At 61.1% G+C, this 14,215-nt stretch carries 15 protein-coding genes and 1 riboswitch; of the genes, 2 read left to right on the plus strand and 13 right to left on the minus strand.

The genetic code is table 11. The annotated features are described in order from the left end of the window. Window positions 1-47 precede the first annotated feature (47 nt). Complete coding sequence (locus DLM86_RS27605; RefSeq protein WP_158289692.1) at window positions 48-1,304, plus strand: DUF445 domain-containing protein; 1,257 nt, start codon at window positions 48-50, stop codon at window positions 1,302-1,304. A gap of 40 nt (window positions 1,305-1,344) precedes the next feature. Next, on the plus strand, window positions 1,345-2,508 hold the full coding sequence (locus tag DLM86_RS27610; protein ID WP_110843298.1) for an MFS transporter: 1,164 nt from the start codon (window positions 1,345-1,347) through the stop codon (window positions 2,506-2,508). Between the two features lie 255 nt (window positions 2,509-2,763). On the opposite strand, the gene DLM86_RS27615 is transcribed toward DLM86_RS27610, so the two are convergent. The 13 genes from DLM86_RS27615 to DLM86_RS27675 all read right to left on the minus strand — a co-directional run bounded on the left by DLM86_RS27615 (window position 2,764) and on the right by DLM86_RS27675 (window position 14,161). Beyond that, complete coding sequence (locus DLM86_RS27615; protein ID WP_110843299.1) at window positions 2,764-3,615, minus strand: hypothetical protein; 852 nt, start codon at window positions 3,613-3,615, stop codon at window positions 2,764-2,766. A 17-nt stretch (window positions 3,616-3,632) separates the two neighbouring features. Then, window positions 3,633-6,059, minus strand: coding sequence for a heavy metal translocating P-type ATPase (locus tag DLM86_RS27620; RefSeq protein ID WP_110843300.1), 2,427 nt, complete (start codon window positions 6,057-6,059; stop codon window positions 3,633-3,635). A gap of 99 nt (window positions 6,060-6,158) precedes the next feature. After that, complete coding sequence (locus tag DLM86_RS27625) at window positions 6,159-6,359, minus strand: copper ion binding protein (protein ID WP_110843301.1); 201 nt, start codon at window positions 6,357-6,359, stop codon at window positions 6,159-6,161. Between the two features lie 29 nt (window positions 6,360-6,388). Beyond that, window positions 6,389-6,742 carry a metal-sensitive transcriptional regulator gene (locus tag DLM86_RS27630; protein ID WP_110843302.1) on the minus strand — a complete coding sequence of 118 codons (354 nt, stop codon included), beginning with the start codon at window positions 6,740-6,742 and terminating at the stop codon, window positions 6,389-6,391. Between the two features lie 116 nt (window positions 6,743-6,858). Continuing rightward, entirely contained in the window at window positions 6,859-7,392 is a 534-nt protein-coding gene (locus DLM86_RS27635; protein ID WP_110843303.1) for a YceI family protein, read from the minus strand. A gap of 214 nt (window positions 7,393-7,606) precedes the next feature. Beyond that, window positions 7,607-7,924, minus strand: a complete 318-nt coding sequence (gene trxA, locus DLM86_RS27640; protein ID WP_110843304.1) for a thioredoxin — start codon at window positions 7,922-7,924, stop codon at window positions 7,607-7,609. Between the two features lie 55 nt (window positions 7,925-7,979). Further along, on the minus strand, window positions 7,980-8,381 hold the full coding sequence (locus DLM86_RS27645) for a hypothetical protein (protein ID WP_110843305.1): 402 nt from the start codon (window positions 8,379-8,381) through the stop codon (window positions 7,980-7,982). Window positions 8,382-8,463: 82 nt separating this feature from the next. Then, window positions 8,464-8,895 carry an RrF2 family transcriptional regulator gene (locus tag DLM86_RS27650; protein ID WP_110843306.1) on the minus strand — a complete coding sequence of 144 codons (432 nt, stop codon included), beginning with the start codon at window positions 8,893-8,895 and terminating at the stop codon, window positions 8,464-8,466. Window positions 8,896-8,991: 96 nt separating this feature from the next. After that, window positions 8,992-9,354 carry a response regulator gene (locus tag DLM86_RS27655; protein ID WP_110843307.1) on the minus strand — a complete coding sequence of 121 codons (363 nt, stop codon included), beginning with the start codon at window positions 9,352-9,354 and terminating at the stop codon, window positions 8,992-8,994. Continuing rightward, window positions 9,339-9,842: a chemotaxis protein CheX gene (locus tag DLM86_RS27660; RefSeq protein WP_110843308.1), complete on the minus strand. Its 504-nt coding sequence runs from the start codon at window positions 9,840-9,842 to the stop codon at window positions 9,339-9,341. The genes DLM86_RS27655 and DLM86_RS27660 overlap by 16 nt, the downstream gene beginning before the upstream one ends. An 83-nt stretch (window positions 9,843-9,925) precedes the next feature. Further along, a riboswitch (cyclic di-GMP riboswitch) is annotated at window positions 9,926-10,010 on the minus strand. 84 nt (window positions 10,011-10,094) lie between these two features. After that, window positions 10,095-10,703, minus strand: coding sequence for an NAD(P)/FAD-dependent oxidoreductase (locus tag DLM86_RS27665; protein ID WP_211326596.1), 609 nt, complete (start codon window positions 10,701-10,703; stop codon window positions 10,095-10,097). A 354-nt stretch (window positions 10,704-11,057) separates the two neighbouring features. Further along, the gene (locus tag DLM86_RS27670) at window positions 11,058-12,482 is read right to left on the minus strand and encodes an NAD-dependent succinate-semialdehyde dehydrogenase (protein ID WP_245954964.1); all 1,425 of its coding nucleotides are present in this window, start codon (window positions 12,480-12,482) and stop codon (window positions 11,058-11,060) included. A gap of 11 nt (window positions 12,483-12,493) precedes the next feature. Beyond that, the gene (locus tag DLM86_RS27675) at window positions 12,494-14,161 is read right to left on the minus strand and encodes a thiamine pyrophosphate-binding protein (protein WP_110843310.1); all 1,668 of its coding nucleotides are present in this window, start codon (window positions 14,159-14,161) and stop codon (window positions 12,494-12,496) included. Between the last annotated feature and the right edge of the window lie 54 nt (window positions 14,162-14,215).

The following is a 14,215-nucleotide window of genomic DNA, read 5'->3' on the forward strand; positions in this document are numbered from 1 at the left end:
AACGATCCGGCGCACCGCCGGTTCCCCAGGAAAGGATTGAACCCGACATGAAATCGAAACCGAATACGAGACATATAGCCGCGATTTCGCTCGTAGCCATGGCCGCCGGCTTTTGCATCTGTCTGCCGTTCGACGCGGTCCCGTGGGTCCGGTTTCTCCGCAGCGGCTTCGAGGCCGGTCTTGTCGGCGGCTTGGCGGACTGGTTCGCCGTCACCGCCCTGTTCCGCCACCCGCTCGGCATCCCGATTCCCCATACGGCGATTTTGCCGAACAATCGGGCGAGAGTGACGAAAGCGCTCGTCTCGACGGTCGAAAACGATTTGCTGAGCAAGACGAGCATCCGCGACAAGATGAAGCAGCTCGCCGTCACGTCCCGGCTGCTGGACGGCGTCGAGGCGAATGTGCGCACGCCGGAGGCGGTCCGCGCGATCGTCGGCATCAGCGACTTCGCCGTCCGGTCGGTGCCGTTGGAGAAGCTCGTCCCCGTTCTGGAGCGGGAGATCGGACGGCGCATCGACTCGTTCGATACGGCCGGGGCGGCGGCCCGCTTGGCCGAGTACGGCTTCGCGAACGAATGGGACAAGAAGGCGCTCGACTTCGTGCTCGATTTCGCGGAGGAATACGTGAACCGCGAATCGACGGTCCGGCAGCTCGGCGCGATGGCTTCCGACGCGATCGGCCGCATCCAGACGAACGGGCTTATGCAGTTCGCGCTGAACGCTTTCGCCGGCTTCATGAGCGAAGAACGGCTCGGCGAGACGATCCGGCAGCTGCTTCAGAGCCAAATTCGCGAGCTTCGCGACGAGAACAATCCGACCCGAATCGGCATCTCGAATACGATGCGGGAGAAGCTCGATGCCGCCTTGGCCGATCCCGAAACGAAAAAGTCGCTGGAGCGGTGGAAAACCGAGCTGGCCTCCCGGTTCGACGTAGCCGCGGGCGTCCATCGTTTTCTGGAGCAGACTCGCGAGCGGGTTCTCGATTACATCCATACGGACGCTTACCCGAACGGCTTGATCATCCCGCTGCTCGAACAAGCGATCGGGCGGCTGAAAGCCGACCCGGACCGTACCGAACGCGTCGAAGCGTTCGTGCAGGACAAGCTGGCCGGCTGGATCGAGAACAACCACCATAAGATCGGCAAGCTCATCGAGGAAAACATCGCGAAGTACGACAACGAGACGCTGATCGCCATGCTGGAGGAGAAGATCGGCTCCGACCTGCAGTGGATTCGCGTGAACGGCGCGATTTGCGGCTTCTGCATCGGGCTCGTGCTGGCGGCGGTCCATCTGATCGTTTCGTAATCTCGGCCAATAAACGGTGAAGGCGGGTGAGACGTTCATCGTGCTGCTTCATACGGTTGTCGCCGTCGCGTTCGGCTTTCAAATCATGCTGAATATGACGCGCCCGGTCATGACGCTCTACGCCTCCTCGCTCGGCGCGTCGGCGTTCGAGGTCGGCCTGCTGACGTCGGCCTACGCCTTCTTCCCGCTCATCGTGGCCATCCGCATCGGCCGCATGACCGATCGTACCGGCGAACGGCTGGCGGCGGTGGCGGGAACGGCCGGCATCGCGGCGGGCATGGCGTTTCCGTTCGCGTTTCCGGCGCTGTGGGCGCTGTTCGTCTCCCAAGGCATTGTCGGCATATCGCAAATTCTCGTCAACATCGCGCTGCAAAACGCGCTCGGCCGGGCCGCCACGCCGGACAACCGCGACACGTACTTCGGCCTGCTCAGCTCCGCGGTCGCGCTCGGCGGCGTCTTCGGCCCGGTGGCCGGGGGATACTTGGCCGAGCACGTCTCGTATCCGTTCGTCTTCCTCGTCGCCCTATGCTGCGGCGCCGTCCCGGTCGCCCTGTCGTTCCGGCTGCCGGGGCGCACGGCCGTCACCCGTCCGCCGCAAGCGGCGAAGGAGGCCGGGTCCGCCCTGCGCCTGCTGAGCATTCCGCTGCTGCGCAAAGCGCTCGCGACGAGCGCGCTAGTCCTGTATTCGCGCGACATCTTCGTCGCCTACTTCCCGCTCTACGGCTCCGAGCAAGGCTTGTCCGCGTCGGCGATCGGCTGGATCATTACCGCGCAAGGCGTCGCGATGGTCGTCGTCCGCGCGTCGATCGCGCGAATCAGCGGCAGGTTCGGCCGGGGCGCGGTTTTGTTCGCGTCGGTTACGGCCGCCGGGCTCGCGTTTTTGCTCGTCCCCGTGTCGGCGCACGGCGTGCTGTCCGCCGGACTGGTCGCCGCGCTCATGGGGGCCGGGCTCGGCTTCGGCCAGCCGCTCTCGATGACGACGACGTACAACGCCTCGCCGAAGTCGCGGACGGCCGAGGTGCTCGGGCTTCGGCTCGCCACGAACCGGATGTCGCAGATGATCGCGCCGCTGCTGTTCGGGCTGGTCGGCACGACGGCCGGGCTAGCCGCGGTGTTTTACGCGAGCGGAGCGTTCCTGCTCGGCGGCGCCGTGCTGACGCGGGAGAAGCCCGGCGACGCGCCGGCGGATGACGAGCGGGCGTAAGAGGCGACCGCAAAAACGTTCAAACGTAACACGTTCCCCGTCCACACTAAGATCATTCTCGAGCCGCCGCTGTTCACGAACAGCGTTTGGATCGGGGAGAGATGAGGGTTATGCGGTAAAGATCCGAAGTCTCCGATATGTAAAAAAGCCCCGGCCAGGCTGCGACACGCCACACGTCGAGGCACACCGGCCTCCTCTTCCCGAAAACGAAAAAGAGCGGACCGCTCCGCTCTTCCCCTCATTTCCCTATTTCCCTTACGGAACTTTCACGACGAACGGAACGATGAACGTTTTGCCGTTGTGCTGAAACTGTCCCCAAATTTTGTAGACGCCGCTATTCGGAAACTTCGTCATAAACTTCGCGTCCGGTCCTTTCGCCTTCTCCTCGGTCGGATGGACGTGCAAGTATTGCTCCGCGTCCCCGCTCACGATGACGACGTGGCCGACGGCTCCCAAGTAGGGCTGAAGGTCGGTGATGGGCTGCTTCGTCTTCTCGTCCGCGATATGGAACGTCAAGCTCGCATCCTTGCCCGCCGCAAGCCCGTCGATCGACAGCTTCACTTCCTTGCCGTCCACCGCCTTGACGAGATTCGCATCCGGCGTGACGGGTACCGACGCGGCGGCGTTCCCTTCGACGCGGATCCATTCGCTCTTCGTGACCGTCGAGCCGCCCTTCGGCACATAATCGGCGTACAGCTTATACTCCCCGCCCGCCGGGAACCGGGTGTCGATGTCGAACCGGCCGTTTCCCTTGTACTCCGGATGGATGTGGTCGAAGTAGGACAAATCTTTGCTGATGACGATCAGATGCATCATCTTCTCGTGGCTGATGTCGAATGCCTCGACCGGCTTGCCGTTCTTATCCTCCACCTGTACGGAGACGGTCGTAACCGCCCCGGCTTGCGGCTTCGCCGCCGAGAGCTTCCATACCGCCCGGGTGGCGTCGGCCGCCGCCGCGCCGCCCCCCTCCTCGTGTCCGCCGTGCTCCGATCCGTGCTCCGTCCCGTGCCCGTCGGTCCTAGCGGAGGTTTCCTTGCCTCCGGTCTTCGAGCAAGCGGCCAGCAATACGAGAGACAGTGCCAGCGCGATCCATATCGTTCGTTTCATCGTTTCCCTCCGCGAATTCAAATCTTCGCCCGCTGCAGCCGAAGCGCGTTCAGCACGACCGAAACCGAGCTGAGCGCCATCGCCGCCCCCGCGAGCCACGGGGCAAGAAATCCGAGCGCGGCGATCGGGATTCCGATCACGTTGTACGCCAGCGCCCAGAACAAGTTTTGCTTAATGTTCGCCATCGTTTTCCGGCTCATGCGCATCGCATCCGGAATGGCGTTCAGATCGCCACGCATGAGCGTGACGTCCGCCGCCTCCATCGCCACGTCGGTTCCGGTGCCGACCGCCATGCCGATGTCCGCCGTCGCGAGCGCCGGGGCGTCGTTGATGCCGTCGCCGACCATCGCTACCTTGCGGCCGCCCGCCTGCAGCTTTTTCACTTCCGCCGCCTTGCCTTCGGGCAGCACCTCCGCCAGTACGCGATCGATGCCGGCGGTACGGGCGATCGCCTTAGCCGTCCGTTCGTTGTCGCCGGTCATCATGACGACCTCGATTCCCATCTCCTTCAGGCGGGCTACCGCCTGCGCCGACGTTTCCTTGATCGTATCGGCTACGGCGACAAGCGCGGCGTAGCGGCCGTCGACCGCGACGAGCATCGCCGTCTTCCCTTGCTCCTCGAGCCGGTTCATCTCCGGCAGCACCGCATCGACGTCGACGCCGGCCTGAGCCATCAGCTTGCGGGTGCCGACGAGCAGCTCGCGGCCTTGCACGACCGCCCGAATGCCGTAGCCCGGAACCGCTTCGAACGATTCCGTCGCGGGCAGGGCGATTCCGCGGCTTAGAACGCCGGCGACGATCGCTTCCGCCAGCGGATGCTCCGAATTGCGCTCCGCGGCGCCGATCCAGCCGAGCAGCTCGTTCTCGTCCCACTCCGGACCGGCCGAGAAGTCGGTCAGCTCCGGCTTGCCTTTCGTCACCGTACCCGTCTTATCGAGTACGACCGTCTCGATGCGGTGCGTCGATTCGAGATGCTCCCCGCCCTTGAACAGGATGCCGAGCTCCGCCGAACGGCCCGAGCCGGCCATGATCGACGTCGGCGTGGCAAGACCGAGCGCGCACGGGCAGGCGATGACGAGCACCGCGATCGCTTTCTCCAGCGCGCCGGCGAAATTGCCCGCATCGACGCCCAAGTACCAGATCAAAAACGTGACGACGGCGATTCCGACGACGATCGGGACGAAGATGCCCGAGATGACGTCCGCGATCCGTTGAATCGGCGCCTTCGAGCCTTGCGCCTCCTCGACCACCTTGATGATTTGCGACAGCGCAGTCTCGCGCCCGACCTTCGTCGCGCGTACCCGGAGCACGCCGTTCTTGTTCAGCGTCGCCCCGATGACGACATCCCCCGCCCGCTTCTCGACCGGGATGCTTTCGCCGGTCAGCATCGATTCGTCGACCGCCGATACGCCTTCGACGACTTCGCCGTCGACCGGCACCTTCTCGCCGGGCTTCACGATCACGACGTCGCCGACGGCCACTTCCTCGACCGGCACGCTGATTTCCTCGCCGCCGCGCAGGACGAGCGCCGTTTTCGCCTGCAAGCCCATCAGCGTCTTGATCGCCTCGGAGGAACGGCCTTTCGCCAGCGCCTCGAACAGCTTGCCGAGCAGGATGAGCGTGATGAGCACCGAGCTCGTCTCATAATACATGTCGACCTGGTGCATATGCCCCCCGATCGAATCGATCGTCAAGTACAGGCTGTAGAAGTAGGCGGCCGACGTCCCGAGCGCCACGAGAACGTCCATGTTGGCGCTGCCGTTGCGGAGAGCTTTATACGCTCCCGTGTAAAAATGCCATCCGATGACGAACTGGACCGGCGTCGCCAGCGCCAGCTGGAACCACGGGTTCATGAACAGCTCCGGCACCCAGATCCAGGACGTGAACGAGAAATGCCCGACCATCGCCCACAGAAGCGGCAGCGACAATATCGCGGAGACGGCCAGCTTGCGCTTTTGCTTGCGGATCGCTTGCAGCCGGTGCTCGCCCGCGTCGCGCGCTTCTTCCTTCGGCTTCGCCTTGTAGCCGAGCTGCTCCACTTTGCGAACCATCTCCTGCACGGTCGGTCCGTTCGGAGCCGTCTCCACCCGCGCCGACTCGAGCGCGAAGTTGACGGTGGCGCGCTGCACGCCCGGCAGCTTGCCGAGCCCTTTCTCGATGCGGGCGGCGCATGCCGCGCACGTCATGCCCGAGATGTCCAAGTCGACCGTCCGTTTCGCCGTGCCGTAGCCGAGATCCTGGATTTTGCGCTCCAATTGCTCGAGGTCGACCTTAGCCGGATCGTAGCTGACGGACGCTTGCTCGAGCGCGAAGTTGACGCTTGCCTGCGAGACGCCGTCGAGCTTCGACAGCCCTTTCTCGATCCGGTTGGCGCACGCCGCGCACGTCATGCCCGTAATTTGCAAAACCGTTTGTCCGTCGTTGATTTGTTCCGCTGCTTTCATTAGGATCACCTTCATTCGCTTTCTTATACCCCTATAGGGTATATTTATTGGCAAAAGGATGGAGCCCCCTGACGGGCGGCTCCCTCTTCGTATGAACCGTCACACGACGTCGTAGCCCTGGTCCTCGATCGCTTCCTTGATCGCCGCCAGCGATACTTTGGCTTCGTCGTAATCGACCGTTACCGTTTTGCTGCCGAGATCCACTTTCGCCGAGGCCCCGACGTTGCGGACCGCCCCCTCGATCGAGCTGACGCAATGTCCGCAGGACATGCCTTCCACTTGCAGTTTGACGTTTTGCATATCGATTCCCTCCGTATAGTAGTATGGTTTCAAGATTTCATCAATTTATGAACCGTTACGAGAAGCTCGTCGACAATATCCGGATCGCCGGCTTGTATCTTCTCGACGACGCAGCTTTTCATGTGGCCCTCGAGCAGAAGCCGGCCGACGCCGTTCAGCGCCGATTGGATCGCCGCGATCTGGTTCAGGACGTCGTCGCAGTACGTATCCTTCTCGATCAGTCCTTTGATCCCCCGGACTTGGCCTTCGATCCGGTTCAGCCGGGTAATCAGGTTCGCCTTCATCTTGTCCGAATGGTGGCTTCTTCTGGCGTCGCCCGGATCGCTCGCGCAGCAGGCGCCCGTCTCGCTCGATTCCTTCGTGTCGATTGTCGCTTGTTCCATAACGTTTCACCTCACACTGTTAATATACAATACCCCCCAAGGGTATGTCAAGCGGCAAAAAGAAAAAAACGGCAACCCCGGATTTACTCCGTATGCCGCCGTTTTCCCGATCATCGTCAAGCCTGTTTAACCGCCTCGATTTCGAGCGCGATCTTGATATCGTCCCCGATCAGGACGCCGCCCGCTTCCAATACCGCGTTGTACGTCAGCCCGTAATCGCTCCGCTTGATTTTGCCTTGGGCGCTGAAGCCGACCTTCTCGTTGCCCCAAGGATCTTTGCCCGCGCCTTCGAACGTGACGGAGAACGTCTCCGGACGGGTAACCCCGTGAATCGACACGTCGCCGGTAACGTCGTACTCGCCGTCACCCTTGCCGACGATCTTGGTCGATTGGAACGTGATGTGCGGGTATTTCTCCGCGTCGAAAAAGTCCGGGGAGAGCAAATGCGCATCGCGGTCGCCGTTGCGCGTATCGATGCTCGATACGTCCACTTGAAAGCCGATCTTCGCCGTCGTCAAATCTTGCGGGTCCGCTTCAACCGTCGCTTGGAACGACTTGAACGACCCTTTCACGTTCGCGATCATCATGTGCTTCACCGTGAAGTCGATGCTGCTGTGCGTGGCGTCTACCGCCCAATTCGTTACTGTCATAAATGATAAACCTCCTTCATAATTAACTTACATAAAATTATTAACTAACATTAAGTAATAATCTAATCATAGTTGATCCCCTTTCGGTTGTCAATACGAAACTTTGATCGCCCCCGAGCCTGTCGCAACCTCTCCGAACAACGGCAAAAACGCCAACCTGAACGGTTGGCGTTCGACTCCGGCCATGCCGGGCGTTTCGTGGCAGACTCCTCCGTTATTGAAGATGCGGCTTCAAGATCGCTTCCAGCTCCGAGAGCGGGCGCGCTCCGACGTACGTGCCGACTTCGACGCCGTCCTTGAACAATTTCAACGTCGGAATGCTCATCACCCCGTACCGGCCGGCCGATTCCGGGTTATCGTCCACGTTCACCTTGGCGATCGTGACGGCGTCCCCGACTTTCGCGCTCAGCTCCTCCAAAATCGGCGCGATGATTTTGCAAGGGCCGCACCAGGGCGCCCAAAAATCGACCAGCACCAGCCCGTCTTGAATCGTTTGTTGAAAACCGGCATCATTTGTAGTTACAATCGCCATCTCCATCCGCTCCTTTTCGTCTCCTATTCGGTCTACACCGCTTTTTCCAAATACGTTACGCTTCCGACCCGTCGCCCGAGGCTTTGCCCGTCAAACGGCTGCGCAGCCTGTTCGGGTATCCCCGTCCGGGGCGTCCTGCCGGAGACGGAGCCGCACCGGCGCCGAGCTTCGCCATCAGCTCCTCGAACCACGGCTTGTCGTGCGTCAGGAGCGCCAGCTCGATCAGGTCGCGCAGCTGCTCCGGTGCGCTCGGTTCGTAATCCGGCAGCTTCTTCGCCTTCGACGTTTTCGTCTCGACGGTCGTACCTACCGTCTCCGGACGATCGCACTGCGTCACCCGTACCTTTAATGTGCCTCCGCTTACGGACTCGACATAACCGATCAATTTCTCGTCCTCGGGAGAAGTCGCGCTGATCCAATCGCCCACTCCGATCCGTCCGTCGAAACCTTGTTCCATAGCCATCCACCTTCTCTCTTCAACTTGGACACCGCATATCTGACACTAATTCAGTAACAGTTAGGCCGTAAAAAAGGGAATGCTATCCTTTCCCCCGCTGGGCGGCCCGAACCTGCTCCAGCACGCCGGCAATCGTCATCTGCTGCAAATACGTCAAAAGCTGCTGCTCGGCTTCGCAAAAAATGCGGTCCATCACGTCGGCCATATTGCAGGCGACCATGCAGGACTCCTCGTCGTTCCCGGAGCACCATCCCGGCTTGATCGAGCCGATCGAGGTCGCGCGGTATATGGCGGCAAGCGTTACTTGCTCCGGGTCGCCGTCGAACAGGTAGCCCCCGCCGATGCCTTCCTTCGTCGAGATATACCCTTGCTTGCGCAAGCAGCTCATCACCTTGCGTACGCGCGACGGGTGGGTATTGACGTTATGGGCGATCATCTCGCTGGTAGCCATTCGATCGGGCCTGGAAGCCAAGAAGACGAGGCTGTGCACCGCTATCGTAAATTCGCTGTTCACCCGACGCTGCCCCTTCCCGTTTGCTTACTGTTATTATATTAGTTACAGTTTGAATTGTCAATCGCCTTTCGATACGACGGGCTCGTCGGAGCCCGTTTACCGGTTCAGCGCTTTTTGCAAGGCGTCGAGCACGCGGTCTTTCTGGAACGGCTTCACGATAAAGTCGAGCGCTCCCGACTGGATCGCCTCGATGACCATCCCTTGCTGCCCCATGGCGGAGCACATAATAATTTTCGCCTTCGGATCGCTTCCTCGAATCGTCTTCAGCGCCTCCAGGCCGTCCATTTCCGGCATCGTAATATCCATCGTGGTCAAGTCCGGCTTGACATTGGCGTGCATCTCCACCGCCTGCCTCCCGTCCGAAGCTTCCGCCACGACTTCGTGCCCGTTCTCCGTCAAGATTTGCTTCAGCATCATTCTCATGAATGCCGCGTCGTCCACGATCATGATCCTTGCCATACCCGTTGTCCTCCTTCGTTCGGCTGCCGATACGCAATGGATGAATACACTTCGATCGTCCCGACATGGCTGAGCAGCGGGATGAACTGAAACGGACGGCTGTCCTCTGGCGCCGATTGCCGGGCTCCGACCGTCGGATGGCTGATGTTGACCTCATAGCCGCGGTTGGCGAATTCCGTGGCGATCCCGCTCATGAACCAATTGGCGAATTCCCGGATCGCGCTCCACCCGAGCTCGTCCAGCTCCTCGACGGCGACGCCGCCCATCATCGTGCCGACGATCCGTTTGGCCGTAGGCTCCTCCATCGAGAAGACGAGCTTGCCGCCGTAAGAGCCCAACAGCTCGATATGGACGGACACGTCCTTGCTCGGGGCCGTCCGCATCGTTTCGACCCGCTCCGAAACGTTCACCGGTATCCCCAAGTAGCCGGTCATCACGTTCGCCCCGACCGTCCCGATTAACTGCCGCAGCTCCTCTTCTTGTTCCATCCCGGTTCATCCCCCGCCCGTTTTTGCCCATTAAAAAAAGCCCCGGAAGGGGGCTTTGATCGGCAGGCCGTCGCCTTGCTCCCTTTGGCAACCCGGCCGTCATCGCGTTGCCGCCTTAGACCCGTGGCTTTGCGTCCTTATCTTTCAATAAGTTTGCCTTTTTCAATTGGGACTTTCATCACGCAACTAGTTCTTTCATCCTAAATCATTATACATGGGCCGGACCGGATCGTAAAGACGTCCGGGAAAATTTCACCGGACGGCCTCGCGCAGCCGCTCCATCGTCATCCGCCCGACGAACCGGGAAAACCTCTCCTTCTTCTTGCCGTTGTCGCGGAAGTGGGCGAGCAGCTTCGGAATCGTCTCGAGCAGCTCCGCTTCCGTCAAACCGCTCAGCCACAGCTGACCGACCGAAGCGCGGATCGATTTCCCGTCCCCGCCCAAATAAACATCGAACCGGTCCTTCATCTTGACGATCCCGATATCCTGAAACAGCGGCTCGCTAGTCGCATTGGCGCATCCGGCGTAGCCGACTTTGAGCGGGTGGGGAAGCGCGCGGCCCGCGACGAGCTCGTTCAGCTTGAGCGCCGTCGACAACCCGGCCTCCTCGGCGCCCCGGCAAAATTGGCAGGCGATCAAGCTTTTCGAGAAAAACCCGGCCGGGTAGACGTCCAAGCCCTTTTCCGCCAGCCGGTCCCGCACGTCGTCGAACCGTTCCTCCTCCACGTCGGCGTACAGCTGCCGAAAAGGCGTAAATTCGATGTGCGCCTCGTCGCCGAGGACCGAGCCGACCGTCCTCCATTGCTCCGCGGTGAACCGATTCCCCCCGACGCCGATGAGCGGCGCGATCGCGATTTTCATGCCGATTCCTCCTCGATGAAAATAAAATAAATAAGGTCGAATTACAATACCCCTGTATTGTATATGAATGAGCAAAAAAATAGAGCTCCGCTGTTGGTTCCGGGCTCCCCTCCAATCCCGGCATTCACCTCCTCCTCCATCTTCAATATACCCCCCACCCCTATATTAGTCAACCTAAATCTTCCCTGGATTTTCCTAGGAGGGGCCGAAATCGGCACACGTATCGATGCCTATCCCCTTTACAACAACCGGCGCCTACAGACAACTTGAAACGGCCTCCATCCCACGGAATTCAGGACTGAGGCCGCCTTCATATACTTATAGTAGAGTCCCGTTGACAGGGTGCACTTTTTCCTATACGGAAATGTTCAAAGAAACGTATTTCACTTCGGTGAATTCCTCGATGCCCCAGTGTCCTCCCTCCCGGCCGATGCCGCTTTCCTTCATGCCGCCGAACGGCGCTTGGGCCGTGGCGGGCAAGCCGTCGTTCAAGCCGACAATGCCGTACTCCAAGCCTTCCGAGAACTGGAAAGCCTCTTTCAGGTCTCGCGTGAACACATAGGCCGCCAAGCCGTATGGCGTTGCATTGGCCCTTCTTATTACTTCCTCCGTCGTCCGGTAAGTGGCGATCGGCGCGATCGGGCCGAACGTCTCCTCCCGCATGCACAGCATGTCGTCGCTGACATCCGTAAGCACCGCGGGCCGGACGAAATACCCCTTACCGCTTATCGGGTATTCCGGCGTTACCAGCTTCGCTCCTTTGGCCAGTGCGTCCCGAAGATGCTCCTTCACCTTGTCTACGGCCGCTTGATTGATGAGCGGACCGATGGTTACGCCCGTTTCCATGCCGTTCCCGACTTTCAGCTTATCGACTTCCGCCTTCAGCCGGTCCACGAACGCGTCCCGGATCGATTCGTGAACGAATACCCGGTTCGGGCACATGCACGTTTGTCCGGCGTTCCGGAATTTAGGAGCGATAAGCTCCTTCACCGCCAGCTCCAGGTTCGCACTTGGCGCCACGATGAACGGCGCATGCCCGCCAAGCTCGAACGAAACCTTCTTCATCGTATCGGCGGCTTGACGCATCAGCAGTTTGCCGACGCGAGTCGAGCCCGTGAAGGAAATTTTGCGCACCCGCTCGTCCGCCATCCAGATTTCGCCGATTTCGCGCTCGTTGCCGGTTACGACGTTGATCACGCCAGCCGGAATGCCCGCCTCGTGCGCGAGCTCGGCCAGCTTGTACGCCGTGAGCGGCGTGAACTCCGAAGGCTTGACGACGACGGTGCAGCCGGCCGCGATCGCCGGGCCGACCTTGCGGGTGATCATGGCTGCCGGAAAGTTCCAAGGTGTGATCGCGGCGACGATTCCGACGGGCTGCTTCAGGACGAGAATGCGCTTGTTCGGCGCGGATGCGGGCACCGTCTGTCCGTAGACGCGTTTGGCTTCTTCCGCGAACCAGGATACGAAGCTGTTCGCGTAAAGGACCTCGCCGACCGCCTCTTGCAGCGGCTTGCCTTGCTCCAGCGTCATGATGCGGGCGATCTCTTCCTTATTTTCCATAATGAGCTGATGCCATCTCATCAGCAGCGCCGCCCGTTCGCCCGCCGCTCTGCTTCTCCATGCGGGAAGCGCCTCTTCCGCGGCCGCGACCGCCAGCAAGGCTTCTTCTTTTCCCGCATAAGCGACCGTTCCGACCTCTTCCAGCGTGGCCGGATTTTCCACCTTAATCCTTCTCTCCGTCTCGATCCAACGTCCGTTGATATATAAGTTCGCGTTCATCCCGGCCTCCTTCATGTCGTCACCGATATGTCCAGTAAATACGGTCCCGCCGCGTACAACCCTCTGCGCAAGGCGTCGGCCAGTTCGTCGGGCTTTGTCACTCTCTCCGCGGCCACGCCGAAGGCTTCCGCGATCTTGACCAGATCCGCGGGACCGTCCAAATCCAGGCAATCCAGCGAATCGGCGCCGAGCGGAGCGCCCATCGCCTGCATTCCCGTCTTCAGCACGTGGTAGGCGCGGTTATTTACGATGACGAACAGTACGCGGGCATTGCACTTTACGGCGCTGTACAAAATTTGCGGGTAATACAGGAAAGTGCCGTCTCCCGATACGCCCACGACAATCCGTTCCGGATCGGCGATCGCCGCGCCGACCGCTTGGGCGGCTCCGTGGCCCAGTCCCCCGCCCTTGCCGGCGGTATACTGCTTGGGATCCCAGAGGGGAACGTAATCGGAGAAAGCCGACGCGCCCGAAACCGCCTCGTTTACGATCGTGAACATGCCGTCCGGCGGCAGAAGCTTCGCCAGCTCCGCCGCGACAAGCTTGGCGGATATTTGTCCGGTGCCGCGGTCCGCGAGCAACGCGGCAGCCAGTCTCTTCCTCCGGGCCCCCGCCTGCGCCTCGACCTCCCGTCTTCTTTCCGCAATCGTATCCCGGTAAGGACCGGAACTCTTTTTTACGATTTCCATTAGCGCCGCTAAACTCGCCTTCAGCTCGCCCCAAGCGCCGATGCCGCCGATGACGTTTTTGCCGATCTCCCACGGATCGTCGCTTAGGTACGCCATTTTCGTCCCCGGGGAGACCAAGCTTCCGCCGTTGTCGTAAAGCGCCACGGGCGCCTGGGCGCCGACACCGACATAGAAGAGAAGGTCGGCTCCGCCTAGCGATTGCCGAATTTGCTTGGCGTTGAGCGGCAGGGTCCCCAGGAAAAGGGGATGACGGTTGTCCGCGTTTTGTCGCGTCGGCATGCCCTCGGCGATTACGCCGATGCCCAGCAGCTCCGCGAGACGCACGACTTCGTCATGGGCGCCGGCATCCCCGACGCCGTCCCCCGCCACAAGGAGCGGCCGTTTTGCGGCCAGGAGCACTTGGGCGATCTCTTCGAGAGCCGCCCGCTCGGCGACGAAGCCGGAGGCGACCTTCGCGGGCGGAGCGATCCGGTCGATCGCCGTCGGCGCCAGCGACACGTCGTAAGGGATCGACAGGAAGACCGGGCCGTGCGGCGGCGTCAGCGCCACCTTAAAGGCGCGATGCAGAGCGATCGGCAGCTCATCCGCGTGCCGTACCTCGTGCGCCCACTTGGTCATGCTGCGCACTTGGCCGACGTGGTCCCCAGCCAGGATCGGCTCTTCGATCAGCATGCGGGTATGATGCTGTCCCGCGATTACAACGAGCGGAATGCCGGCGCGGTACGCGTTATACAAGTTGCCCGTGCCGTTCGCCAAGCCGGGCGCGACATGGAGGATGACGACGCCGGGCTTGCCCGTCTGCCTGGCATAGCCCATGGCCATGCCGACCGCATTCGCTTCGTGCAGCGCGGTGACGTATTCGATGCCCGGATATTTCGGGAACCCGTCGATGAAGGGCAGCTCGGACGTCCCGGGATTCCCGAACGCGTGCGACACTCCGTAATGTTGAAGCAGTTGAAACAGCAAGTCTCTTCCCAAGGCCGAGCTCATGATACCGGCTCCTTCCTTCATGCGATGTCCATTCATGAACGTGTCCGGCAAAAG

This window comes from Paenibacillus flagellatus (assembly GCF_003217775.1).
GTDB classification, from domain to species: domain Bacteria; phylum Bacillota; class Bacilli; order Paenibacillales; family NBRC-103111; genus Paenibacillus_AB; species Paenibacillus_AB flagellatus.

Excerpts from the sequence above, each read along its gene's own strand:
- DLM86_RS27675 (WP_110843310.1), bottom strand. The coding sequence starts at position 14,161 with ATGAGCTCGGCCTTGGGAAGAGACTTGCTGTTTCAACTGCTTCAACAT.
- DLM86_RS27630 (WP_110843302.1), bottom strand. The coding sequence starts at position 6,742 with ATGGAACAAGCGACAATCGACACGAAGGAATCGAGCGAGACGGGCGCC.
- DLM86_RS27635 (WP_110843303.1), bottom strand. The coding sequence starts at position 7,392 with ATGACAGTAACGAATTGGGCGGTAGACGCCACGCACAGCAGCATCGAC.
- trxA (WP_110843304.1), bottom strand. The coding sequence starts at position 7,924 with ATGGCGATTGTAACTACAAATGATGCCGGTTTTCAACAAACGATTCAA.
- DLM86_RS27620 (WP_110843300.1), bottom strand. The coding sequence starts at position 6,059 with ATGAAAGCAGCGGAACAAATCAACGACGGACAAACGGTTTTGCAAATT.
- DLM86_RS27655 (WP_110843307.1), bottom strand. The coding sequence starts at position 9,354 with ATGGCAAGGATCATGATCGTGGACGACGCGGCATTCATGAGAATGATG.
- DLM86_RS27670 (WP_245954964.1), bottom strand. The coding sequence starts at position 12,482 with ATGAACGCGAACTTATATATCAACGGACGTTGGATCGAGACGGAGAGA.
- DLM86_RS27615 (WP_110843299.1), bottom strand. The coding sequence starts at position 3,615 with ATGAAACGAACGATATGGATCGCGCTGGCACTGTCTCTCGTATTGCTG.
- DLM86_RS27625 (WP_110843301.1), bottom strand. The coding sequence starts at position 6,359 with ATGCAAAACGTCAAACTGCAAGTGGAAGGCATGTCCTGCGGACATTGC.
- DLM86_RS27660 (WP_110843308.1), bottom strand. The coding sequence starts at position 9,842 with ATGGAACAAGAAGAGGAGCTGCGGCAGTTAATCGGGACGGTCGGGGCG.
- DLM86_RS27665 (WP_211326596.1), bottom strand. The coding sequence starts at position 10,703 with ATGAAAATCGCGATCGCGCCGCTCATCGGCGTCGGGGGGAATCGGTTC.
- DLM86_RS27645 (WP_110843305.1), bottom strand. The coding sequence starts at position 8,381 with ATGGAACAAGGTTTCGACGGACGGATCGGAGTGGGCGATTGGATCAGC.
- DLM86_RS27605 (WP_158289692.1), top strand. The coding sequence starts at position 48 with ATGAAATCGAAACCGAATACGAGACATATAGCCGCGATTTCGCTCGTA.